Genomic DNA, 24674 nt, shown 5'->3' with positions numbered 1-24674 from the left:
ACAAATTAGTTTTCTTTTATAAGCGTTTACCAATATGAATATTACATTATTGTAAGGAGATTGAGTATGAAACTATCAAAACATTTATTATCAAAAGCTGTAGCTATAGCTACTATATGTGCTACTATGGGAACTACCACATTAGCTGCACCACAGGGCACATTTGATACTTCAGAAATTAATATTACTGGTCAATCGTCTCGATCTGTAGCACCTAACTATGCGATTTTAACCCTTGGTATTACAAGCCAAAATACCAATATCAATGCTGCAAAATCTAATAATGATCGTATTATGAGTAATTTAATTAGTCAATTAGCTAACTTAGGTGTTGCCAAAAAAGACATCTATACATCTAGCATTTCCATCAATCCAACGAGTGACTATCAAGACGGCAAACGCATCAATACAGGTTACAATGTATCAAATCATGTAACAGTTAAGATCAATAACCTTGATAACGTAGGAAAGGTTGTCGATGCCGCTGTTAGCGCTGGTGCTAACGACATCAACAACCTTTCATTCCAAAATGATGTGTCTCAACAATTATCTGATTCTTTAACTACAGAAGCGATTCAAAACGGTCGCCATAAAGCAGAAGTTATCGCAGCTGCCCTCGGTCGTACATTGGGACCAGTAAAAACTGTTTCCATTAGCACAACTGAAACTAGCACAATGGACTCTGGTTACTATCGTAACCCAGTAATGCTAAAAGCAGCTCTCGAAACTGCTACACCTGTAGAAAAAGGCTCTTTAATAGTTTCCCAAGACGCTAACATCACTTATTATCTACAATAGAATTTTCCGGTACCACACCTTCGTGTACAGCTACAATGCCGCCTGTCAATTCATGATAGGTGGCATTTTCATATCCTAGAGATTTCCAGATTTCTAAAATCTCACTTTGATGAGGGTATCTACGTAAAGATTCTGGAAGCCAGGCATAGGAAGAGTTATCTTTGCTCAATTTTCCTATAATAGGCAATATATATGAAAAATAGAAGTTATATAACTGTTTAAACCCAAACATACTTGGTTTTGCAAGTTCTAACACCACAACCTTCCCCCCTGGTTTTACCACGCGTTGCATTTCAGACAATACCTGCTTAATATCTGGAACATTTCGCATTGCAAAGCCACTCATTGCAGCATCAAATGTATTATCCTCATATGGTAAGGCCATGGCATCACCTTGTACTAAATTTACTTGATTAAGTAAACCAGCAGCCTCAATACGAACACGACCTTGATTTAACATTTCACTATTAAAATCTAATGCCTCTACCTTCAAAGTGGGCTCTTGACATAATGCTTCCTTCGTAAATACACAAGTGCCACATGCCACATCAAGTACATATTGGTGAGGACCGATATTCATCGCTTTTACAGAGAATTTACGCCAAAAATAATCTTGTCCAAAGCTTAACACCGTATTCATTAAGTCATAGTTTTTTGCAATATTAGAAAAAACGCCTTGTACAAATTTCTCTTTATCTGCATACGTTTTAAATTCTTTAGTATTCATTATGGACCTTTCACAAATCAAGAACTATGTTCAAGAATTATATATGGCATAGTATACCACACTATAGGAACGCTAAAAAGAATCCTAATATATATACTCTATATAGTGACTATGTAATATATACATACCTACTAAAAACACTGGTATTTAGTATTTTCCGCTACATAATATAAAACTAAACACACATATCTATTTTTTACCTATATTCATAATAAATATATACGACTATCGATTATAATATCTATTGCCACCATTTCATGTTCGTTGTATAATGACATATGTCCATGTTGAAAGGATACTTTATCATGGGATTTTATTTGTTTTTATATAAGTATTGGAGTGTACTATGAATCGATTTGTAAAATCAATCAATAGAGTCAGTCTAATCCAACAAATTATCATAGGTTTGATTATTGGTATTTTAACTGCTCTTTATGTGCCCGATGTGGCCAATGAACTTGCTTTATTAGGAGTCCTCTTCGTTGGAGCGCTAAAAGGTATCGCCCCTATCCTCGTATTTTTCTTAGTAATTGCTGCGATTAGTAAACATCGCTCTGGACAAAAAACAGGTATGGGCTCTGTTATAACCTTATATTTACTAGGTACATTCCTATCTGCGGCTTTAGCAGTAATCGTAAGTTTCTTTTTCCCTACTACATTACACCTAGCAACAGGTGCAGCCGATGCCGCACCACCTCAAGGTATCGTAGAGGTTATGACAACATTACTAAAAAATGTAGTTGATAATCCTGTAAAAGCATTAATGACTGCTAACTACATCGGTATTTTAGGTTGGGCACTTATCATTGGTGGTGCTTTACGCCATGCACCGATGAATACGAAGGAAGTTATGGAGTCCATTGCACAAGCTATTACTACTGTAGTAGGTTGGATCATTCGATTCGCCCCTCTTGGTATTATGGGCCTTGTAGCAGAATCCATTGCTACTAACGGCATCGAAGCCTTGATTGGGTACTTTCAATTACTCGTATTATTACTTGGTTCTATGATCTTTGTAGCACTAGTAATCAATCCAATTTTATCCTTTATTTACCTTCGTCGTAATCCATACCCATTGGTATTCAAATGCTTACGAGAATCTGCAATCTATGCGTTCTTTACACGTAGTTCTGCTGCAAACATTCCCGTAAACCTTGATTTAGCCAAACGATTGAAACTTAATCCAGATATGTATTCCGTATCCATTCCATTAGGAGCTACAATCAATATGGGTGGTGCAGCAATTACAATCACAATCATGACATTAGCTGCGGCGCATACATTAGGTATCGTTGTAGATATTCCTACCGCAATCCTATTATCTGTTATTGCCACTATTGGTGCATGTGGGGCTTCCGGTGTTGCAGGCGGTTCCTTGTTACTCATTCCATTGGCTTGTTCCCTATTCGGTATATCCAATGATGTAGCAATGCAAGTTGTAGGCGTAGGCTTTATTATCGGCGTATTACAAGATTCCACGGAAACTGCACTTAACTCTAGCACAGATATCCTCTTCACTGCTACTGCTGATTATGCAAAACGCGGTTATCATCAAGATTGGAACTAAAATTTTTTTAGACGGTCCTTTGGGGCCGTCTTTTTTTTGTAAACTAATTGTACATTCTTTTATAGGACTTTGTGAAAGTTACATATATCCGCGCCTCTTAATTTTCTGGAAATAATATTATGTATTTGGATCAACTAAATATAAACTTTCACCAATCACTAACAAACTATATTAATTTTCTTCAATGTAGTGGTATAATATAGTTAATGATAATAACTATTAGTAGATATATAGGAAGGAATCAACATGAAACAATACGATATTATTGTAGTTGGTACAGGCGGCGCAACCATCGTAGCTGATGCTGCGCTCAAAAAAGGCCTTAAAGTGGCAATCATAGAAAAAGGTAAATTTGGTGGTACATGTCTAACTCGCGGTTGTATTCCTACAAAAGTTATGGTTACAGCAGCTAATGCAATTCAAGAAACAAAAGAATTCAAAAAAATTGGCGTTAACGTTGGACCTGCTACTATGGACTGGCATACTGTGTCCAAGCGTACTTGGCATAAAATTGACGAATCTGCAGGCATCTATGATTATTACAATGCCTATGACAACGTAGATGTGTATCGTGGTGCAGCAAGCTTTGTATCTGATAAAGTGATGAACATCCATCTTAACGATGGGTCTGGCATTGTAGAAATTACAGCGCCTACAATTATCCTTGGTACTGGTGGCTATAGTAATGTACCTAATGTACCAGGTCTTCAAGAATCAGGGTTCCTTACTAGTGAAAGTCTCTTTGGTGATAAATTCCCTAAACAGCCATATAAATCCCTTGCTGTACTTGGTGCGGGTCCGATTGGTGTTGAGTTCGCTCATGTATTTGATTCCGCTGGTACAAAAGTAACAATTCTACAACATAATGTACGTTTAGTTCCTAAAGAAGATGCAGATATATCGGAACACTTGCTTAACAACTACAGAGAACGTGGTATTAACGTACTTCTAAACCAAGACACTGTTGAAATCCGTCAAGAAGATGGCCTTAAAGTGGTAGTTACTAAAGATCGTACTACTGGCCAAATTACAGAAACTAAAGTTGAAGAAATCCTTGTAGCTGCAGGTATCCGTCCAGCTGTGGAAGAGCTTCACCTTGAAAATACTGGTATCGAAACATGGCCTAAAGGCTGGATTAAAACTAATGAATTCTTAGAAACATCCGTTGATGGTATCTACGCTTTAGGTGATGTAAATGGTGAACCTGCATTCCGTCACCGTGCAAACTACGAAGCAGATATCATTGCTCACAATCTCTTCTATGCAACAAGTGAAGAGGATTACCGTTGGGCAAGGTATGATACATTACCTAAGGTTACATTCTCCTATCCTGAAATTGGTAGTGTAGGTCTCACAGAGGCAGAAGCTATCAAAGCAGGTTACAATGTAGGGGTTGGGAAGAACTTCTACTCCTCCACTGCAAAAGGCTATGCAATGGGTATCAACCCTGGAGATGTAAACGATGGCTTTGTAAAAATTGTAGTAGATAAAGACACCAACCATATCCTTGGTATGCATGTCGTAGGTCCTCAAGCCTCTATCCTCTTCCAGCCTTATGTGAACCTTATGAATAGTGGTGTAACTCCGTTGACAGCCATCAATGAAGAAATCGCTTCTGAACGCACTAAACGTTTACGTGAAAAAGGTATTACTCGTGAAATGGACCCTAGATCCGTTATCACTGTAGGCGAAACTATGAGCCCACATCCATCCCTCGTCGAGGTTATCATGTGGACACAAGTGTACTACGAAAATCGTTGGTAATACAACTATAGTTATAAATAATAAAAGGACTAAACCTAGGCGCAGTCCTTTTGTTGCAAACATATCTATTGTAAAAAAATATTCTAACATAAGAGCACTATCAACCGATATTTTATAGTATCGGAATCGCAAAAAAGAGCCAAAGGCATTGCCTTCGGCTCTTTTCTTATTAATCATCAATAGATAGGTTAGCGGCCCATATCTATATCAGAACCCCAAACGAGATTTGTTTTACGACCATCAAAGCCTTGATCTGGCTCAGGTGGTAATTTATAGGATTTAGATTGTTCTACATAAGCACCTGTCTCAGCATCTACTGTAACAACTACTTTTTTACCATCTTGATGCATAGTCACATAGTATAAAACTTTACCATTATGAGCTTCAATTTTCCAGCCCTTCATAACAGCATCATTTCCAAGTTGTTGTTTTGCAACACGTTCTGCTTGTGTTGATTCAATAACTTTATCTTTATTGAAAATCTCACCAATAACTTTCTTAGGTTTGCCCCCCTCTTCCATATCAGAAGCATTACCAGTGATTACGTCAATTTTCATCTTGTACTGATGATACTTACTATAACCAACTACTTTATAACCATAGTTCAAGTCATTAGAGTTGAGCTCTACAGAATGAAGCGCCGCATTTGGATAGCGATTTTGAAAAATAGTTCCAATTTGGCTCATAGTCATAACTATGGACTCGCCAGGTGCACGTTTTACAGAAATATCCGTACTTGTTTCAGGCTTTGTTTTGCGTGCATCTGCCACACTTGGTGTAGCAACGGATAACATGCCCACTGCTAATACCCCCGTTAATGCCATAGAAATCAACTTTTTATTCATTATAATCCTCCTACTAGATACTATGCTTCTATTAATCAAACTATTAGTACACTAGAATTTCTATAAGTTCATGCTATATTCAGCAACACGAAAAATATGTAAATAGTCATATCATTTAGACAATATACTATAAACCTTCATTAGATGCAAGTCGTCCATCTACATCAGTCATAATCAATTTATAGCATGTAGCCACTAAAGGTACACCGATCAACATACCAGTAACCCCCATCAAACTACCGCCTACGATAACAGCAGCAAATACCCACAAACCTGGTAATCCAACAGAGTTACCTACAATTTTAGGATAAATAAAGTTACTTTCAATTTGATGAAGTACCTCTAAAATAATTACATAGATGAGAGCATCCATAGGGCTAACAGTAAGTAGCATAACGGCTCCAATGATACCACCAACATAAATACCTAATAGTGGAATCAATCCAGTTAGACCAATTACACAGGCAATCGTTGTAGCATATTCAATATTAAATAGCCATAAAGTAATTCCTACCATCACGCCTAGAACCAAGGCATCTATAAACTGACCTACAAAAAAATTGCTGAATGTTTGAACTGCTACGCGAGTTACATAACTAACTCGATTTACCCACTCATCTGATGCATATGCCTTTAATATACGTTTACCTTGTAACATAAGGCGTTCCTTATCAAGCAACATATAAACAGCAAAAATTAAGCCAAGACCTATGTTCAAAGTCCAAGACAATACGGTGCCCATTGCATTTACAATATATGTGCCACCTTTTGTCCCCCATTCACGAGTATATTTAGCAATATTCTCTCCACTTAGGGCATCTATAATCGTTTGATTCGACGCCATTGGAATGGTTTCTGTAATATGTTGCATCCATGTTTGGAAATCCGTATACAATTGCGGTGATGCAGCTACAATAATCGACATAGAATGAATCAATTGAGGTAAAGCCATCCGAGCAATAAAATACACAATAACACTAATTGTTACAAAGGATAGCAAAAGACTCAACGGGCGACGTATTTTATACTTCCATCCAGAGTCACACTTAGGCCATAGCCATCGTTCATAACGAACGACTAGAATATCCAATACGAAAGCAATACAAGCACCCACAATGAGCGGAACAAAAGCCGTAAAGATAGCGTCAAGACCACTAGCAATATCACTTATACGTAGTGCCATCATAATCATAATGCCCGCTAGTATAATAGCTCCTATGAGCTGTTTGTAATATTTGAATTCTTTCATAATAACCTACTTCACATAACACTATTAATAAGCTACACCTATATAACTATACGATTCTCACATCGCATACATTACCAAAGCATAATGAACATTGTATGACCTAGGATTGTATGCAATTTTAGTATAACACAAAAGTCCACCTTATCGCATGCTCGAATTCTCGATAAATAAGAGAGCATGATTGAAGGTGGACTTATTGTAGGCCTAATCTAGATTAGTCTAGAGATTAGCGATGAATATAAACGTCTACACGACGGTTTTCAGCTTTACCTGCTGCTGTAGAGTTAGTTGCAACTGGTTTAACATCACCATTAGCAATACCGATAAGACGATCGGCAGATACACCATGGTTAACTAAATATTGAGCCACATGTTGTACGCGGCGTTCAGACAAAGCAATGTTGTATTGAGGATTTGCATCAGTATCAGCGTTACCCATCAATTTAACTTGGTCTTGAGAATATTGGTTAGCAGCATTTACAGCAGCTGTTAAGTTTGGATATTGGTCTGCACGAGCAACATCTTGGTCGGAGTCAAAGTAGATAGATTGTACATAGTAATCCAATTTAGGAGTTTTATATGCAGGCGCTTCTACAGTAGGAGCTGGAGCCGGAGTGTATACAGGAGCTGGCACTGGAGTGTATACAGGAGCTACGGATTTGTGACCACCGAAACGGTAAGATAATCCTACTACAGGACCTTGGAAGGAAATATTAGACTTATCATCACGTTTAGTATTGATATAACGATACCCTGCATTAATATCCCAGTCTTGGTTAACTTTATAACCTAAACCTGCTTCCCAAGTAGTAGTTCTCTTAGTCCCTACACCCGCTTTACCATAAACGTCTACTTTGGAGCCAAGGTTAGCTTTACCAATTACACCTAATTGAGCAATATTATTTGCTTTAGGGAATGTATCACCAGAAATGTGAGCATAACCGCCATATACTGCGAAATTTTTGTTCAAGGATTGAATCAAATTAACTTCTTGCATTCTGTCACTATAGCTCATACCGTTATATTTATCGTTCAAACCATGGTATTGGTATTGCAACGCTGTTTTATCTGTGAAAGCGTATGTTACACCACCATCAAAGTTCCATTTTGCATCAGAAGTCCAATCTTTAGTTTTTGCTTTAGAATCAGACGCACCAAGATCAACTTGAAACTCACCTTTATTGAATTGAGTTTGAGGAGTTGCACCTGCTACGGACACACCTACAGCAGCAACTGCCAATAAAGCTAATATTTTTTTATTCATTATAATTCCCTCCAAAAACAGCCCTTATAATACTTAGGCTTTGGTAATAATATGCTTATATTTTACACAATTTTTCAATATAATTCAACATTCTTCATGAATATTTGATGAATTTTTAGTTATATCTATCTATAAATATTATAAATATAAATATTTAAACCCTCTCTATTGCCGAATCACTGCGATTCTCTGCACATATTACATTCCGAAATTATAATACTATTTATCTTTTTTAAGATTCTCTAACAATAATAAAATTACTGGTCTTATAAGTTCATCAAAATCATTATTATATATACTAATAGATCTAACTATAATTGAACGAATAAAAGCTCCCTTATGCACTAAGGAAGCTTTTATCATTTCATATGTATATCCCTTACATATATACGTGAAATCAGAAGTTTCTGGTCAGATAACACATTCCCCAATGTGTCATTTTTTTCACATTACGTATTGTACATCAAAAATTTTTAATAGACAAGAGTTTATTCACTTCTTTTTCATGAATCCTTCTAAAACTTTCAATGTGAAAAAGAATTTACATCTCATTAAACAACCTTATGTTGCCATGTTCCTCGAATAAATCTCAAATAAGAACAACATAATCTTAGAGACTGATCGAAGCACAAAGATAACCATGCCCCAAAAAGCCCTAAACCTAGTGTAATGCACAATAAATAAGTAATAATAGGACGAATGATTGCTACGCTTACAAGAGAATATTTCATGATGTAATATGTATCTCCTGCCCCTTTCAACACACCGGAATACACTTGCTGTAATGCTTGAGGGAATGCAGCGATAGCCATAATGCCCATCAAAGTGGCTGAAAGTGTAACAACATCACTTTCACGAGTATATAACTGTACTAAAAAATCACCAGGACCAATAAAGATTAATGCACTTACAAGGCCCACGACTAAACCAATACGAGCACCAATTTTACCATAAGTACGTGCAATATCTGGTCGTTTGTGTCCCAGACTTTGCCCCGTATGTGATGCACCTGCAAATCCAAGACCCATCGCAAAATAGTAAAATATATCCATTAAATTCATACATACGTAATGTGCTGCTAAAGGTACCGCACCTAAGGAAGCAACAATCATAGTGTATGTATACATACCGAACCGCTCAAAGAACTGTTCTCCTAAAGAACTGCCACCGACATGAAACATTGTATGTAATACGGGCCTTTCAAAAGTCCATTTCGACGGATGGCGCAATGTTAATCCAGTAGAAGTATGTTGTGAAATCGTACGCAACAACAATAATGCAATAATAGCACTACTGATCATAGTGGATACACCTGCCCCCATAACGCCAAGTTCAGGGAAGAAACCAATACCATAAATCAAGAAGAAATTCATTATCGTATTCAAAATATTCCCTACTACATTAGATTTAAAAATAACTTTAGTGTTACCATATCCAATGAGTGCAGCCCCTACGATTTGGCTAAAGGACTGAAATATTAAGCTAATAACTATGAAACGACCATACCAAACGGCTGTTTCAATATAGCCATCTTCAGCACCCGTAAAACGTAGAATATGCTCTAAATTCAAGAAACATATCAATAATAACGGTACATAAATAAAAAAATTCAATAAAATAGATTGCTTGAGTACGGCATTCATACCATCTACATCACCTTCACCATGACGACGAGCTATAATTGCCGTCACAGCAATGGATAAGGCTCGACAAAAGATGAGCATTACCATCTCAGGTTGACCCATAATGCCTACCGAAGCAAGAGCTGACGCACCTAAGGCACCAACCATCGCCAAATCAATGGCAGTCATAAATTGTAACATCAAGCCTTGTAATGTAGCTGGCCAAGTTATTTTTAAATAATTACCATATAGCTGCTTTGTAGTTCCTACAGGTCCTAATCGTTCTGCAACAGGCAACATGGTATCTACTGAAAGCCATCGTTGTATACGGTCTAACATCCTATCTCCTATTCATGTAAGATCATATAGTAAAGGCATTACTTCACCTCTTATATCTATTGTATTATATCATATAACATATGAGAAATCATTCATATGTTATGCTTTTTAAATAAGAATATATATCAAAATAGCAAAAAAGAACCTCTTAGACGAAATGTATATACCCTATCAAGTAGAACAATGTATAAGAGGTTCTTTAGTTTTACAGGAAAATAACTATCTTAGACTATTATCAAAATTAGTTCTCAACTCTTAACCTTTAGAGGCTAATAATTGATTTACTACGGCACGCAAGTCATCTAAGCCTTGTTTAGTTTCAGCCAATTCTTGACGTTGACGTTCATTTTCAGCTTCTAATGTATTTAAACGTGCTGCTTGATTAGCAATAACAGTTTTCTGATTACTATTTTCTTTTTTGAGACTAGATACTTCATCTTGCATTACATAAACAGAGCTAATAGGACCTGCTTTATAACGCTCTGGGATAGCGTCTTTTCTTTCACGACTACCACCAAATTTATGCGTTACACCTGCATTTACCATGTTATGGCTAGTGCCAAGTGAAACACCTACGTTGAACATAGTATCTTCAGTTCGGTAGTGAGCAATACCGATGGCACCCGCAGTTTCACCACGGTAGTTACCGATACCAGCCATAATTTGTGTTGGTTCCAATGGATCATATTGAATTGGTTTCAACGCTGCCATAGCTGCCGCATGAGCACCAACACGTTGTGTTTCAGTACCGACACGGTTAACAGCTTCTTGTAAACCAGCATTAGATGCTTTCAATTGGCTAACATTTACTGCATCAGTATCAGCTGTGCCAGGCGCTACTCCATGAATTTTGTTGCCACCATTATTTAAGCCATCTACAGTAAGTGATACAGAGCTAGCTGCTGTATCTGCAGGAGTAATAGTCATACCACCCCCATTAATTGTAGTAGAGTTGCCAGCTGCATCTTTCACAGTTGTACCTGCAGGAGTGATTTTAGTAGATACACCGTTTTCATCACCTACAGTAACACTGTTTAGGCCTTTTAAGTCTTTAGCCAAGCCATATGTGAAAGTAGTTCTATCTTGGTTAACTACAAGATTATCACCAGCTTGGAATTTTACGGTATCACTACCTTGTACTTTTTCAACAGTACCTCCTGCAGCTGTTACCTTCCATGCAGATATATCTTTAACTTGTTGTTTACCAGCATCTGTCAAGTTGCTCAAGTCTTGATTTGCTGCATTATCAATTTTGCCTTTAGTTGCATCATCGAGTTTAACAGTTACATCGTCGCCATTAGCAACCGTAGTAAGGCCATTTTCACCTTTCACATTAAATTTCACATCACCTGTGCTCAACGATTTTTCATCGGTAGAACCAGTATTACCACCTAAAGAAATCTTGCGAGCAATAGCTGTCGTGTTTTTGTCGATATTAGCTTTATTGGTTGCGATGTTATCCTTATTAGTTGCAATATCACTAGTATTTTTAGTGATGGCCGCTTTGTTATCAGCAATATTGTCCTTATTAGTTGCAATATCAGCAGCATTTCTATCAATTGCAGCTTTATTATTAGCTATTTTTTGCTTGTTATCCGCAATGGCATCAGCATTTTTACCAATCTTATCTGTATTATCAGCAATGTTGGCTTTGTTTTCTGCTACTTGATCATCAACATGTTTCAATTGATCTTCTGTGGCGGCACGTCCAGAGACAGGCTGTGTTTGACCCGGAGTCCATGCAGTGTTAGTCAAACCCGTTACTTGAGGTGTTTCTACACCTTCTGTAGCTTTCACTTTTGGTGCTGTAATTGTTTGATTTGCTTTTACAGTATTGAAAGTTACGTCTTGTTTAGTAGCAATTGTGAAATCTTTACTATTTTGAGTAATGGAAATGTTATCACCATCGATAAACTTAACTGTATTGCCACCTTCAACTTTTTCGGCAGTATTACCATTAGCTACTACGTTCCATGCGGATAAATCTTTAACTTGTTGTTTACCAGCATCTGTTAAGTTGCTCAAATCCGTATTTGCTGCATTGTTGATTTTATTAGCCGTAGCATCATCTAATTTGACAGTTACATCGTCTCCATTAGCTTCAGTAACAATACCATTTTGCCCTTTAATATTGAATTTCACATCGCCTGTACTTAAGGATTTCTCATCGGTTGAACCAGTATTACCACCTAAGGAAATCTTACGACCGATAGCTTCTGTATTTTTATCAATATTAGCTTTATTGGTTGCAATATCGCCGGCATTTTTAGTGATGGCCGCTTTGTTATCAGCAATATTCTGTTTATTCGTCGCAATATCGTCTCTATTGGTAGCAATATCAGCAGCATTTTTATCAATTGCAGCTTTATTATCAGCTATTTTTTGTTTGTTATCCGCAATAGCAACAGTATTTTTACCAATCTTATCTGTATTATCAACAATATTGGCTTTGTTTTCTGCTACTTGATCATCAACGTGTTTCAATTGGTCTTCTGTGGCTGCACGACCAGATACAGGTTGTGTTTGCCCCGGAGTCCACGCAGTGTTAGTCAAGCCTGTTACTTGAGGTGTTTCAACTCCAGTTGTCGCTTTCACTTTTGGCGCTGTAATCGTTTGTATAGCTGTTACCGTGTCAAAGGTTACGTCTTTTTTAGTGGAAATGGTAAAGTCTTTACCATTTTGAGTAATAGAAATGTTATCACCATCAATAAATTTAACAGTATTACCACCTTCAACCTTTTCAGCCGTCTCATTATTAGCTACTACATGCCATGCTGCTAAATCTTTAACTTGTTGCTTACCAGCATCTGTTAAGTTGCTCAAGTCTCGATCAGCTGCATTCTCGATTTTACCTTTAGTCGCGTCATCGAGTTTAACAGTCACATCGTCACCATTAGCAACCGTAGTAAGACCGTTTTCACCTTTCACATTGAATTTCACATCACCTGTGCTCAAGGATTTTTCATCGGTAGAACCAGAGTTACCACCTAAAGAAATCTTACGAGCGATTGCTGTTGTGTTTTTGTCGATGTTATCCTTATTAGTTGCAATATCACTAGCATTTTTAGTGATAGCAGCTTTGTTATCAGCAATATTTTGTTTATTCGCAGCAATATTGTCCTTATTAGTAGCAATATCACCTGCATTCTTATCAATTGCCGTTTTATTATCAGCTATCTTTTGCTTATTATCTGCAATATTATCCTTATTAGTAGTAATATCTACTGCATTTTTATCAATTGCTGTTTTATTGTCGGCAATTTTTTGCTTGTTGTCTGCAATGGCATCAGCGTTTTTGCCAATTTTATCTGTATTATCAGCAATATTGGCTTTGTTTTCTACCACTTGATTATCAACTTGTTTCAATTGATCTTCTGTGGCTGCACGACCAGATACAGGTTGTGTTTGACCTGGAACCCATGTAGTGTTAGTCAAGCCTGTTACTTGAGGTGTTTCGACCCCAGTTGTCGCTTTCACTTTTGGCGCTGTAATCGTTTGTGTAGCGGTTACTGTATCAAATGTTACATCTTTCTTAGTGGAAATGGTGAAGTCCTTACCATTTTGAGTAATAGAAATGTTATCACCATCGATAAACTTAACTGTATTGCCACCTTCAACTCTTTCGGCAGTATTACCATTAGCTACTACGTTCCAAGCTGCTAACTCCTTAACTTGTTGCTTACCGTCAGGGGTCAAATTGCTCAAGTCTTGGTCAGCTGCATTCTCGATTTTACCTTTAGTCGTATCATCGAGTTTAACTGTCACATCGTCGCCATTAGCAACCGTCGTAAGACCATTTTCACCTTTCACATCACCTGTGCTCAAGGATTTTTCATCAGTCGAACCAGAGTTACCACCTAAAGAAATCTTACGAGCGATAGCAGCAGTATTTTGAGCAATATTAGCTTTATTAGAAGCAATATCCCCTTTATTTGTAGCAATGTCGCCAGTATTTTTAGTAATTGCAGTTTTATTATCAGCTATTTTTTGCTTATTATCTGAAATAGCATCAGCATTCTTACCAATTTTATCTGTATTGGCTGCGATATCAGCTTTATTCGCAGCAATATTGTCCTTATTAGTAGCAATATTACCTGCATTCTTATCAATTGCTGTTTTATTGTCAGCTATTTTTTGTTTGTTATCCGCAATAGCCTCTGCATTTTTACCAATCTTATCTGTATTGTCAGCAATCTTGGCTTTATTTTCTGATACTTGATCATCAACGTATTTCAATTGGTCTTCTGTAGCTGCACGACCAGATACAGGTTGTGTTTGGCCTAGAGTCCATGCAGTGTTAGTCAAACCTGTTACTTGAGGAGTTTCAACCCCAGTTGTCGCTTTAACCTTTGGCGCTGTAATCGTTTGAGTAGCTGTTACCGTATCAAAGGTTACATCTTTCTTAGTGGAAATGGTGAAATCTTTACCATTTTGAGTAATAGAAATGTTATCACCATCGATAAACTTAACTGTATTGCCACCTTCAACTTTTTCGGCAGTATTACCATTAGCTACTACGTTCCAAGCTGCTAACTCCTTAACTTGTTGCTTACCGTCAGGGGTCAAATTGCTCAAGTCTTGGTCAGCTGCATTCTCGATTTTACCTTTAGTTGCATCATCGAGTTTAACTGTCACATCGTCGCCATTAGCAACAGTCGTAAGACCATTTTCACCTTTAACATTGAATTTCACATCACCTGTGCTCAACGATTTTTCATCAGTCGAACCAGAGTTACCACCTAAAGAAATCTTACGACCGATAGCTGTCGTGTTTTTGTCGATGTTAGCTTTATTGGTTGCGATGTTATCCTTATTAGTTACAATATCACTAGCATTTTTAGTGATAGCCGCTTTGTTATCAGCAATATTTTGTCTATTGGTAGCAATATTGTCAGTATTTTTAGTGATTGCAGTTTTATTATCAGCTATTTTTTGCTTGTTATCTGCAATGTTATCCTTATTAGTAGCAATATCTGTTTTGTTCGCAGCAATATTGTCTTTGTTAGTGGCAATATCTACTGCATTTTTATCAATTGCAGCTTTATTGTCAGCTATTTTTTGCTTGTTATCTGCAATGGCATCAGAATTTTTGCCAATCTTATCTGTATTATCAGCGATAGTGGCTTTGTTTTCTGCTACTTGATCATCAACGTATTTCAATTGGTCTTCTGTAGCTGCACGACCAGATACAGGTTGTGTTTGTCCCGGAGTCCATGCAGTGTTGGTCAAACCTGTTACTTGAGGAGTTTCAACCCCAGTTGTCGCTTTAACCTTTGGCGCTGTAATCGTTTGAGTAGCTGTTACCGTACCAAAGGTTACATCTTTCTTAGTGGAAACGGTGAAGTCCTTACTATTTTGAGTAATAGAAATGTTATCACCATCAATAAACTTAACAGTGTTACCACCTTCAACCTTTTCAGCCGTCTCATTATTAGCGACTACATTCCAAGCTGCTAAGTTCTTAATCTGTTGCTTACCGTCAGGAGTCAAATTGCTCAAGTCTTGGTCCGCTGCATTCTCGATTTTACCTTTAGTCGTATCATCGAGTTTAACTGTCACATCGTCGCCATTAGCAACAGTCGTAAGACCATTTTCACCTTTCACATTGAATTTCACATCACCTGTGCTCAACGATTTTTCATCAGTCGAACCAGAGTTACCACCTAAAGAAATCTTACGGCCAATAGCTGTCGTGTTTTTATCGATGTTAGCTTTATTGATTGCGATGTTATCTTTGTTAGTTGAAATGTCAGCTTTGTTTGTAGCAATGTCGCCAGTATTCTTATCAATTGCCGCTTTATTATCGGCTATTTTTTGTTTGTTGTCTGCAATATTATCCTTATTAGTAGTAATATCAGCTGCATTTTTATCAATTGCTGTTTTATTGTCAGCTATTTTTTGCTTGTTATCTGCAATGGCATCAGCATTTTTGCCAATCTTATCTGTATTATCAGCGATATTGGCTTTATTTTCCGCTACTTGATCATCAACATGTTTCAATTGGTCTTCTGTGGCTGCACGACCAGATACAGGTTGTGTTTGGCCCGGAGTCCATACAGTGTTAGTCAAGCCTGTTACTTGAGGAGTTTCAACCCCAGTTGTCGCTTTAACCTTTGGTGCTGTAATCGTTTGAGTAGCTGTTACCGTATCAAAGGTTACATCTTTCTTAGCAGAAATGGTGAAGTCCTTACCATTTTGAGTAATAGAAATGTTATCACCATCAATAAACTTAACAGTGTTATTACCTTCAACCTTTTCAGCCGTCTCATTATTAGCGACTACATTCCAAGCTGCTAAGTCCTTAACTTGTTGTTTACCATTAGGAGTCAAATTGCTCAAGTCTCGATCAGCTGCATTGTCGAGTTTATTTTTAGTTACATCATCGAGTTTAACAGTCACATCGTCGCCATTAGCAACCGTAGTAAGACCATTTTCACCTTTCACATTGAATTTCACATCACCTGTGTTCAAGGATTTTTCATCGGTAGAACCAGAGTTACCACCTAAAGAAATCTTACGGGCAATAGCAGCAGTATTTTGAGCAATATTAGCTTTATTAGAAGCAATATCCCCTTTATTTGTAGCAATTTCACCAGTATTTTTATCTATTGTAGTTTTATTGTCAGCAATTTTTTGCGTATTCGCAGCAATACTGTTCTTATTGGTGGCAATATCTGTTTTGTTTGTTGTAATGTCACCTACATTTTTAGCAATTGCGGTTTTATTTGTATCAATAGCAGTTTTGTTAGCTTCAGTTTTATCGTCAACTTTTTTCAATTGGGATACATTGACAGCATCTTTATCAGCAACACCATCTGCTACATTGGCAACTTTCAAATTGCCAGCATTAATACCTTTATCACCATCAATTTTTACAGTTTCATTACCGCTAGCATTATTGAAAGAAGCACTGTTTAATTTAGAAAGATCTTTTTTCAAAGCTACAGAGATTTTCTTATCATTTCTAGCAACCGCAACATTATCGCCACCAGAAAAATCTACTGTATTACCTTTTTCAACCGCTACTGGTGTAGCTTCACCATTAGCAGAAAGATTCCAACCATATTTGTTTTGATCAATCGCTTGATTAATCGCATTAGCTACATTAGCAGAATCCGCCATACCAGCCGAGGCTGTAGCGCTACCATTTGCTACAGTAATGTCTTGCTTTTTACCAGAAACTGTAATTTTCTTACCATTAGCTGTAGTGCTAATGTATGTATTATCACCATTTACAGCCAATTTACTATTAGCAAGGTTCACATCGCCTGTACCAGTATCACCTGTAAAAGCTAGATTAACACTCTTTAACTGTGCCACGTTTACTGCATCTGTATCAGCAGTACCAGCAGCAACATAGTTAATTTGACGTGTTTGGTTTATCGTACCAACAGCAACACCACCTAATTTAGACGTTAGGGCAGCACCACTTAAACCAGCATATATATCTGTACGACTAGCATTAACATTATATCCCGCTACGCCTGAAGCAATATCAGCTATAGATTTTGAACCAACAGCTACACCATCTACTACTTTACCTCTAGCGCCATCACCAACAGCTACAGAACGACTCGCAGATGCGTCTGTTGCGGCATTTGGGCCAATAGCAATAGAATTATCGGCCGTAGCACCAGTATTATCTTTATTAGCAGCATCAGAAGATTTTATAGATATATATTTATAAGCGATTTGGTCTACAATAGCGCTAAGTTGAGAGCCATTAATTGCATCTGTGGAAGTAGCACTTACTTCGCCAGGAGCCACATGTTTCAACTGACGTTCATACCCTTTAGAACCAAAAGATACAACGTCACCTGGCAATGTTTTATCACCACCAGCCCAGGAAGCAACAACGTTATTTGGCAAAGTATAGCTAGATTGTTTTGTACCGCCTACATCAGTGTTAGAACCACCACCGATGGCAATAGCATTATCACGATTTGCCCTAGCCCCTGTGCCAATAGCAATAGCATTTGTTACATCATTATTGGCTTGACCAGAAGCCCCACTAGAAGTTCCTGATAAACGATCCTTCGCATTTGCACCTGTACCAATGGCAATGCCCACATTGCCTGACTGACCTTTCATGCCTAATGTGATACCGGATTCACCAGCCGTTGCCGATGTATATAGTGGGTTTCTCATATCAAATCCTGTTAAGCTTTGAACCGCACTACGCAAATCCCCAGTTTTATTCTCACCATTATTCGTAGTGTAAATAACTTTTACACCATCGGCTTTAACTACATCATCGCCACCAATAACAATAGAAGAGTTACCTTGAGCTATTGTATTTCCCCCAATGGCAATTGCTTGCTCCCCAATTACTCTTGCACCTTCATTAGCAGTATTACCACCACCAATAGCGATTCCTTGTGGACTGTTAACACTGGTACTAGAATTAGACCCTATTGCAATAGAATATCCACCTGCAGCTGCTGCATTTTGACCGAAACCTACAGCTTTATCACCAGTAACAGAAGCACCATCCCCTAAGCCTACTGCTGTTGCATGCATATTTGTAGGCAAAGTATTTGCCGCCATAGAGATGCTAGCATTAGTCATTGCTAATGCAGCCAAAATTGCTGCTACAACAATTTTCTTTTTGCCACTATTATTCTTAGCGAACTCAGATACTACTACGTAGCAGTTTTTTGATTTGCTCCAAACCACTTTAAAAATCTTATTCATACTTTCTCCTATAAAATATAGTAATAGTAATGCTCCCTCGATGTTTTATCATATGGTAAGTCATACGAGAATTCCAAAATCTTCAATATTATAAGTATATCAAAACCTTTAATACACTATCAAGCTTTTTCATTTTTTATTCATAATTCTACGCGGCGTACAAATGCAGCATTAATGCGTTTTATAGTGATTTATATCACAAATTTATATAAAATACGGGCTTATTTTATACCATAACGAAGAGATAAAATGAATATAAATTCATAATCATTATTTTAAACTTGTTTTATAAGATTATATTTTCCCACCACCTCATCAATTCATCTTACATTACATAACAAAAAGCTATCTCATAGAAATAACAATCTACAAGATAGCTTTATTGCTAGTTTATATAATTAAATAGGGAAAATCAATTAAGTTACATTAAAGGCATATACACTTTGTTCGTGTGCTAATTGTATGCGCTTATGTAAGCGTTTCATATATGTACGATATATCGCTTGTGCTTCTTCGACAGATATGATATCAAAATGAATTCCATCCCCTACTGGTAATTGGCTTAACCTAGGTAAATCTGCCGTAATCACAGTACCAATCTTTGTATAGCCACCTGTTGTTTGCCGATCTGCCATGAGCACTATAGGGTTTCCATCAGAAGGAACTTGGATAGAACCAAATACAGCGCCATCGGAGATAATATCTGCACCATCTATATGCTCTATAACAGGGCCATCCAAGCGAAAGCCCATGCGATCACATTGTACAGTCAATGTATATATTTTACTACCAAAGGTCTTAATCCCTTTCTCTGTAAAATACTTTGCTTGATTTCCGAGAACAACACGCAAAGGTTCGTGACACTCACGACCGCCGCGGTTATATAAAGCAGTATTGAATAAGTTATGACCACCATAGAAGTCGCACACATTCACTTCGTCTCTAGTAAATGCTTTAATGCCAAACTGATCGCCCGCTTGTAATGAACGCCCCTCAAAACCACCTATTTTAGCCTTTGTATGAGTGGATACGCTACCGTTAATAGCAGGAACATCGATACCACCAGAGAAAGCAATATACATACGCACTCCACATTGGCTGAAGCCACCAGAAATGATATCCCCTTCGTGACAAATAAAAGGTATATATCTAGGCACGACTAAATTGTTAATGGTTGGGTGCATGTCGGCCCCTGTAAAAGCAACAATACATGTACCTTGAACCGTTAGTGTAGGAGGTAACACGGTACATTCTAAAGCACCTAGCGGTTCCTTGTTTCCTACTAGAGCCTGTCCCAAGAGATAGCTTTCACTATCCATAGGACCTGCCACAGGCATACCATATTGTTGAAAGCCAATACGCCCTAAATCTTGAATCGTTGTATACATACCCGGAGCATCTACGCGGATTAAAGCGCGTTGAAACTCATTTATATCCACGTAAATCACCACTTTCTATTTCATATATAGATGGAATATATTCCATACCCAAGGATTTAATCCTATGGAATTCGTTTTCATCGATAGGCACATAACGAACGTAGTCCCCTGCCCTTAATAGGGCAGCTTGCTTTTTAGACATGTCATACATAGTCAAAGGTGTGCGTCCAATAATCTGCCAGCCCCCTGGAGAATCTGATGGATATGTGCCAGTCTGTTCTCCTGCAATACCTACAGACCCGGCAGGAATCAAAGTTCTTGGCGAAGACAAGCGCGGAGTTGCAATGCGAGGATCCATCCCACCTAAGTAAGTAAAACCAGGAATAAAACCTAACATATAAACCAAATAATCAGTACCACTATGAATGGATACAACTTCAGCTTCACTTATATGATTGTGAGAGGCTACAAAACCTAGATCTGGACCATACTCGCCACCGTATATGGTCGGGATTTCAACAATCGTAACACGTTCATTTCCGCTGTCTGTTACAGATTCTTGTAATATTGGATTAAGAGTTCCACAAATGTCGGAATACGTATATACCATTGCATCATATTGAACAAGCAATGCACAGTATGTAGGAACTAGTTCAATAATTCCATCTAGCTGTAAGAGTTTAATCTGCTCTATAACTTGTCGGATTTGTCGATTAATCTTTGGATCGATTGCTTGACCAAAATCAATAGAGATAGCGCAATCCCCTACAGGTGAAATTGTAGGTTTCATATGTACCTCCTGCTATAACTAGAAAGGACCATCACATTCAAGATGAACGTAATGGTGCTTTCACAGATAATTAATTAACCTAGTAACTTAGCAATACCTTTTAAAGATGTAACACCAATGTAAGATGTTACGAGCACTACAATCCACCCTGTATAATATAAAAGTTTATTGTGTTTATATGTTCCTACGATTTCAGATTTATGAGTTGCGACAAGCATAACTGCCAATGTAACAGGTAGTATTAACCCATTTACAGAACCGGCTAAAATCAATAGAGATGCTGGTTTACCAATAAAAATCAGGATACATGTGGAAATAAAGATAAATGCCATAATAGTCAATTTTTCATTTCGTTCTACCACCTTAAACAATGTTTTTAAGAAGGATACTGATGTGTAGGCAGCCCCTACTACAGAGGTCAATGCGGCACAGAAGAACACTATACCGAATAATTTATGCCCGATTTCACCAGCTCCTAAAAGAAAAGCAGAGCCAGCTGGATCCTTAGCATCTAGTACAAATCCCATAGATACCACACCAAGAACAGCTAAGAATAATAATATACGAACTAGCGCATCAACAGACATGCCCATAATCGCTGCACGACGTACATCCTTTAAATGTTCTTGACCTGTAATACCAGCATCAATAAGGCGGTGCCCACCAGAGAATGTTATATATCCACCTACGGTCCCTCCAATAAGAGTTATCGTAGCAAGCCACGGATAATTCGTAGGTACTATAGCATGAGTCACTGCTGTCCCTACCGGGGGATTCGTTGAAAATGCTACATAAGCAATGAGGACGAGCATAACCGTACCGAGTACTTTAGCCGTATTATCTAGAACACCACCCATCTTCTTAGATGTAAATAGTAAGATGCCCAAAATACCACTAATAGCCGCTGCTGTTGTTGTGTCGATACCAAATATAATATTGAGGCCCATAGAAGCACCACCAATATTACCGATATTAAAGGCTAATCCACCAAGGGAAATTAAAAATGCCACTATATACCCAAGGCCTGGTAATACCTTATTCGCAATATCTTGACCGCGCATTTGGGATACACCAATAATTGTCCACACATTAAGCTGTGCAATAATAGAGAAAATAACGGATATAACGATAGCAAATGCAAAGTCTGCTTTCAACTCATTTGTAAACGCTGCTGTTTGCAACATAAAGCCAGGCCCAATAGATGACGTGGCCATTAAGAAAGCTGCCCCTAATAGGACAGAGAAACTCACTTTACCTGTAATTGGTTTCATAGGAACCTCCAAAATAATAATTAATCTATGTCATACTTATTGCTTAAAGCTCATACTTGCTTTTAATACTTATATTCGTATTTTCTGTTAGTATTAATTAAGCATTTATTTTAATGTTCTTAATAGTATTATCGGTGTTGAAAATTCGCCACCGTTATACCAGCTTTTGATAGCCCTTCCCGAATATACTTTGTGAAAGCTATCGCTTCAGGATTATCTCCATGAACACATATGGAATCTGCCACAATATCAATGGTCTTCCCCGTATTAGTAACGACCTTACCCTTTGTAACCATCATCAGTACTCGGTCTAAAGCCTCTTGTGGGTCTTTGATGAAAGCACCTACTTCTGTACGAGGAACCAATGTTCCCTCCTCTGTGTAGCCACGATCGGCAAACACCTCCTGTATAACAGGAATACCTCGTCGCTGTGCCTCTTGAGCAATATAGCTACCGCTCAATACCATAGCCGCAATTTTGGGATTTACTGCTTGTAAACCATCTAAAATTGCATCAGCTATTACAGGCGTAACACAAGCTGTATTGTAAAAGGCACCGTGTAACTTCATATGCTGTAAAATAAGGTCATGGCTATCACAAAAAGCTTGTAGTGCGCCCAGTTGGTATATCATATAGGCTTTTGCCTCAGCAGGATTTACTGCCATCGCACGACGACCAAATCCCATCAAATCTGGATAACCAGGATGTGCCCCTACGGCTACGCCCTTTTCTTTACATATGCGGACAGTCGCATCCATAATAAGAGGATCTCCAGCGTGCCAACCACAAGCAATATTAGCACTTGTTACGTGATTTAATACTTCACTATCCATACCTAATGTATAATTACCAAAACTTTCGCCTAAATCACTATTTAAATCTACATAATGAGACATATACTATTACCTCTCCATCTTCATCTATTTTATAAATTCTATAGAATATTGAATTTAATGATATGATTATACTAAATAAACCTATATCTTAGCAAGGATATTTATCAAATCTACAAAATTATTTTATAAATACAAAAACCACAAGATTTTAATCTTGTGGTTTTTATGTAAACTCAATTTTTTATCTCACTCTACTATATCCAGTCATAAGCTCATAAACCGTATTTTGTATATTGTCCGACTCTGTTATTTCAGAAACGGCACAAATAAAATCGGGATGCGCTTGCCAAACGGTATCAGCATTTGTAGTTTTAATGCCCCCAATAGCAACAATAGGAAACTTACTAAATTGCTTTGCCCAATATATATAAGAAATTCCTACAGGATTAGCATTGGGTTTTGTCTGTGTAGAAAAAATAGGCCCTACCCCAATGTAATCTATAACACCCGTATATCTGTTTGCCGCTTTTAGGTCGGATATACTATGGGTTGACCACCCAATCAACATATTAGGCCCTACAATCCGTCTTACCGTATTAGGCGGCAAATCATCTTGTCCAATATGAACACCATCAGCATGTACAGCTAGCGCAAGATCAACATAATCATCAATAATTAATAGAGCATGATAATCATAGGTCAACCGCCTCAAAATCATAGCCTCTTGATATCGCAGAATAGGCGTTTTTCCCTTTTCACGATATTGAATAATTCGTATCCCTGCGCTTAGCATATCTTTCACAAGCGGGACCACATCTCGAGTACCGCCAGTAATTCCATATATAGGGCAAGCATTTATTACCTCTGTTAGTTTGTCTTTTCTATTCACCTATTACACCTCATTAGACATGGTCTTCTCTAGTAAAAGTGATAACGCTAGATCCGCCTGTTTTGCAGCAGCAATGGCCACACGTGGTGCATAAGGATAGGCATTATCTACACCGGAATGCTCGTCACCAACAATATATAAATTTTGACCTAGCTTTTTAGTTCGTAATGCATCGGAATTACCTATTCCAGCCAATCCGGATACCATGATTTTAGGTACATCTACTGGGGTTGCAGCTTCTAAAAACATAGATTTAGCTTCTACCGCATCAAAGGCTTCTATCAAAATATCGGCTTTTTTATAGATTTCAGGTATATTCTCGGTTGTCAATTTATCCTTATAAATCTTAACGATAACATTTGAATTAATGGCAGTTAACACATCTTGTAAAGCCTCTACCTTATACTGCCCCACATGAGACGAAAAATAGTATTGTCGATTCAAATTACTCCACTCTACAATGTCATAATCTGCAATAATTAGATTTCGAATACCACTACGGACAAGATTAACAGCACAGTTAGATCCCAATCCACCAGCGCCTAAAATACCTACTACTGAATTCTGCAATTTACGAAACTCCTCAGAACTATAGAAGTGAGATATGGCCGTTTCAAATTCGTTATTCATATAAGCCATA

The 24674-nt window shown here is 37.7% G+C and carries 15 protein-coding genes; 3 read left to right on the top strand and 12 right to left on the bottom strand.

The annotated features are described in order from the left end of the window. The first annotated feature begins 66 nt into the window (after positions 1 to 66). Complete coding sequence (locus ACGHIY_RS02350) at positions 67 to 798, top strand: SIMPL domain-containing protein (protein ID WP_278617858.1); 732 nt, start codon at positions 67 to 69, stop codon at positions 796 to 798. Here ACGHIY_RS02350 and ACGHIY_RS02345 read toward each other — a convergent pair. Further along, positions 779 to 1525, bottom strand: coding sequence for a ubiquinone/menaquinone biosynthesis methyltransferase (locus ACGHIY_RS02345; RefSeq protein WP_077708221.1), 747 nt, complete (start codon positions 1523 to 1525; stop codon positions 779 to 781). The genes ACGHIY_RS02350 and ACGHIY_RS02345 overlap by 20 nt on opposite strands. A 346-nt stretch (positions 1526 to 1871) precedes the next feature. On the opposite strand from ACGHIY_RS02345, the gene sstT reads away from it, so the two are divergent. Together sstT and ACGHIY_RS02335 are read left to right on the top strand one after the other, a co-directional pair. Continuing rightward, a complete protein-coding gene (gene sstT, locus ACGHIY_RS02340; protein ID WP_278617857.1) occupies positions 1872 to 3092 on the top strand; it encodes a serine/threonine transporter SstT in 1221 nt (406 codons plus the stop codon). 246 nt (positions 3093 to 3338) lie between these two features. Next, the gene (locus ACGHIY_RS02335) at positions 3339 to 4856 is read left to right on the top strand and encodes an NAD(P)/FAD-dependent oxidoreductase (RefSeq protein WP_287510974.1); all 1518 of its coding nucleotides are present in this window, start codon (positions 3339 to 3341) and stop codon (positions 4854 to 4856) included. Between the two features lie 188 nt (positions 4857 to 5044). Here ACGHIY_RS02335 and ACGHIY_RS02330 read toward each other — a convergent pair whose 3' ends face one another. From ACGHIY_RS02330 to thiF, 11 genes are all read right to left on the bottom strand, one after another. Further along, positions 5045 to 5701: a PepSY domain-containing protein gene (locus ACGHIY_RS02330; protein ID WP_004692962.1), complete on the bottom strand. Its 657-nt coding sequence runs from the start codon at positions 5699 to 5701 to the stop codon at positions 5045 to 5047. Between the two features lie 127 nt (positions 5702 to 5828). Beyond that, on the bottom strand, positions 5829 to 6950 hold the full coding sequence (locus ACGHIY_RS02325) for an AI-2E family transporter (protein ID WP_123138480.1): 1122 nt from the start codon (positions 6948 to 6950) through the stop codon (positions 5829 to 5831). 226 nt (positions 6951 to 7176) lie between these two features. Further along, positions 7177 to 8214: an OmpA family protein gene (locus ACGHIY_RS02320; protein WP_278617854.1), complete on the bottom strand. Its 1038-nt coding sequence runs from the start codon at positions 8212 to 8214 to the stop codon at positions 7177 to 7179. 551 nt (positions 8215 to 8765) lie between these two features. Further along, positions 8766 to 10175, bottom strand: a complete 1410-nt coding sequence (locus ACGHIY_RS02315) for an MATE family efflux transporter (RefSeq protein ID WP_390525648.1) — start codon at positions 10173 to 10175, stop codon at positions 8766 to 8768. Between the two features lie 255 nt (positions 10176 to 10430). Then, a complete protein-coding gene (locus ACGHIY_RS02310) occupies positions 10431 to 18869 on the bottom strand; it encodes an ESPR-type extended signal peptide-containing protein (RefSeq protein WP_390525647.1) in 8439 nt (2812 codons plus the stop codon). A gap of 416 nt (positions 18870 to 19285) precedes the next feature. Then, positions 19286 to 20257, bottom strand: coding sequence for a biotin-dependent carboxyltransferase family protein (locus tag ACGHIY_RS02305; protein WP_390525765.1), 972 nt, complete (start codon positions 20255 to 20257; stop codon positions 19286 to 19288). Between the two features lie 37 nt (positions 20258 to 20294). Further along, complete coding sequence (gene pxpB, locus ACGHIY_RS02300; RefSeq protein ID WP_038125839.1) at positions 20295 to 21038, bottom strand: 5-oxoprolinase subunit PxpB; 744 nt, start codon at positions 21036 to 21038, stop codon at positions 20295 to 20297. Positions 21039 to 21112: 74 nt separating this feature from the next. Then, positions 21113 to 22309: an NRAMP family divalent metal transporter gene (locus ACGHIY_RS02295; protein ID WP_390525646.1), complete on the bottom strand. Its 1197-nt coding sequence runs from the start codon at positions 22307 to 22309 to the stop codon at positions 21113 to 21115. Between the two features lie 128 nt (positions 22310 to 22437). Further along, positions 22438 to 23205 (bottom strand): LamB/YcsF family protein, encoded by a 768-nt coding sequence (locus ACGHIY_RS02290; RefSeq protein WP_390525645.1) that lies wholly within the window; start codon positions 23203 to 23205, stop codon positions 22438 to 22440. A 181-nt stretch (positions 23206 to 23386) separates the two neighbouring features. After that, on the bottom strand, positions 23387 to 24034 hold the full coding sequence (thiE, locus tag ACGHIY_RS02285; protein WP_390525644.1) for a thiamine phosphate synthase: 648 nt from the start codon (positions 24032 to 24034) through the stop codon (positions 23387 to 23389). A 3-nt stretch (positions 24035 to 24037) separates the two neighbouring features. Beyond that, on the bottom strand, positions 24038 to 24673 hold the full coding sequence (thiF, locus tag ACGHIY_RS02280; protein ID WP_243624577.1) for a sulfur carrier protein ThiS adenylyltransferase ThiF: 636 nt from the start codon (positions 24671 to 24673) through the stop codon (positions 24038 to 24040). Between the last annotated feature and the right edge of the window lies 1 nt (position 24674).

It is taken from the genome of Veillonella parvula, from assembly GCF_042850485.1.
GTDB lineage: Bacteria > Bacillota > Negativicutes > Veillonellales > Veillonellaceae > Veillonella > Veillonella parvula_Q.
The sequence above is the reverse complement of the archived record's forward strand: the minus strand, read 5'-3'. Positions and strand labels throughout refer to the sequence as shown.

Bases quoted from the DNA above. Each gene is read 5' to 3' on its own strand.
- ACGHIY_RS02330 (WP_004692962.1), bottom strand. From the start codon at position 5,701: ATGAATAAAAAGTTGATTTCTATGGCATTAACGGGGGTATTAGCAGTG.
- thiF (WP_243624577.1), bottom strand. From the start codon at position 24,673: ATGGCTTATATGAATAACGAATTTGAAACGGCCATATCTCACTTCTAT.
- ACGHIY_RS02350 (WP_278617858.1), top strand. From the start codon at position 67: ATGAAACTATCAAAACATTTATTATCAAAAGCTGTAGCTATAGCTACT.
- ACGHIY_RS02335 (WP_287510974.1), top strand. From the start codon at position 3,339: ATGAAACAATACGATATTATTGTAGTTGGTACAGGCGGCGCAACCATC.
- ACGHIY_RS02315 (WP_390525648.1), bottom strand. From the start codon at position 10,175: ATGTTAGACCGTATACAACGATGGCTTTCAGTAGATACCATGTTGCCT.
- ACGHIY_RS02320 (WP_278617854.1), bottom strand. From the start codon at position 8,214: ATGAATAAAAAAATATTAGCTTTATTGGCAGTTGCTGCTGTAGGTGTG.
- ACGHIY_RS02295 (WP_390525646.1), bottom strand. From the start codon at position 22,309: ATGAAACCAATTACAGGTAAAGTGAGTTTCTCTGTCCTATTAGGGGCA.
- ACGHIY_RS02345 (WP_077708221.1), bottom strand. From the start codon at position 1,525: ATGAATACTAAAGAATTTAAAACGTATGCAGATAAAGAGAAATTTGTA.
- ACGHIY_RS02325 (WP_123138480.1), bottom strand. From the start codon at position 6,950: ATGAAAGAATTCAAATATTACAAACAGCTCATAGGAGCTATTATACTA.
- pxpB (WP_038125839.1), bottom strand. From the start codon at position 21,038: ATGAAACCTACAATTTCACCTGTAGGGGATTGCGCTATCTCTATTGAT.
- sstT (WP_278617857.1), top strand. From the start codon at position 1,872: ATGAATCGATTTGTAAAATCAATCAATAGAGTCAGTCTAATCCAACAA.
- ACGHIY_RS02310 (WP_390525647.1), bottom strand. From the start codon at position 18,869: ATGAATAAGATTTTTAAAGTGGTTTGGAGCAAATCAAAAAACTGCTAC.
- ACGHIY_RS02305 (WP_390525765.1), bottom strand. From the start codon at position 20,257: ATGTATACAACGATTCAAGATTTAGGGCGTATTGGCTTTCAACAATAT.
- ACGHIY_RS02290 (WP_390525645.1), bottom strand. From the start codon at position 23,205: ATGTCTCATTATGTAGATTTAAATAGTGATTTAGGCGAAAGTTTTGGT.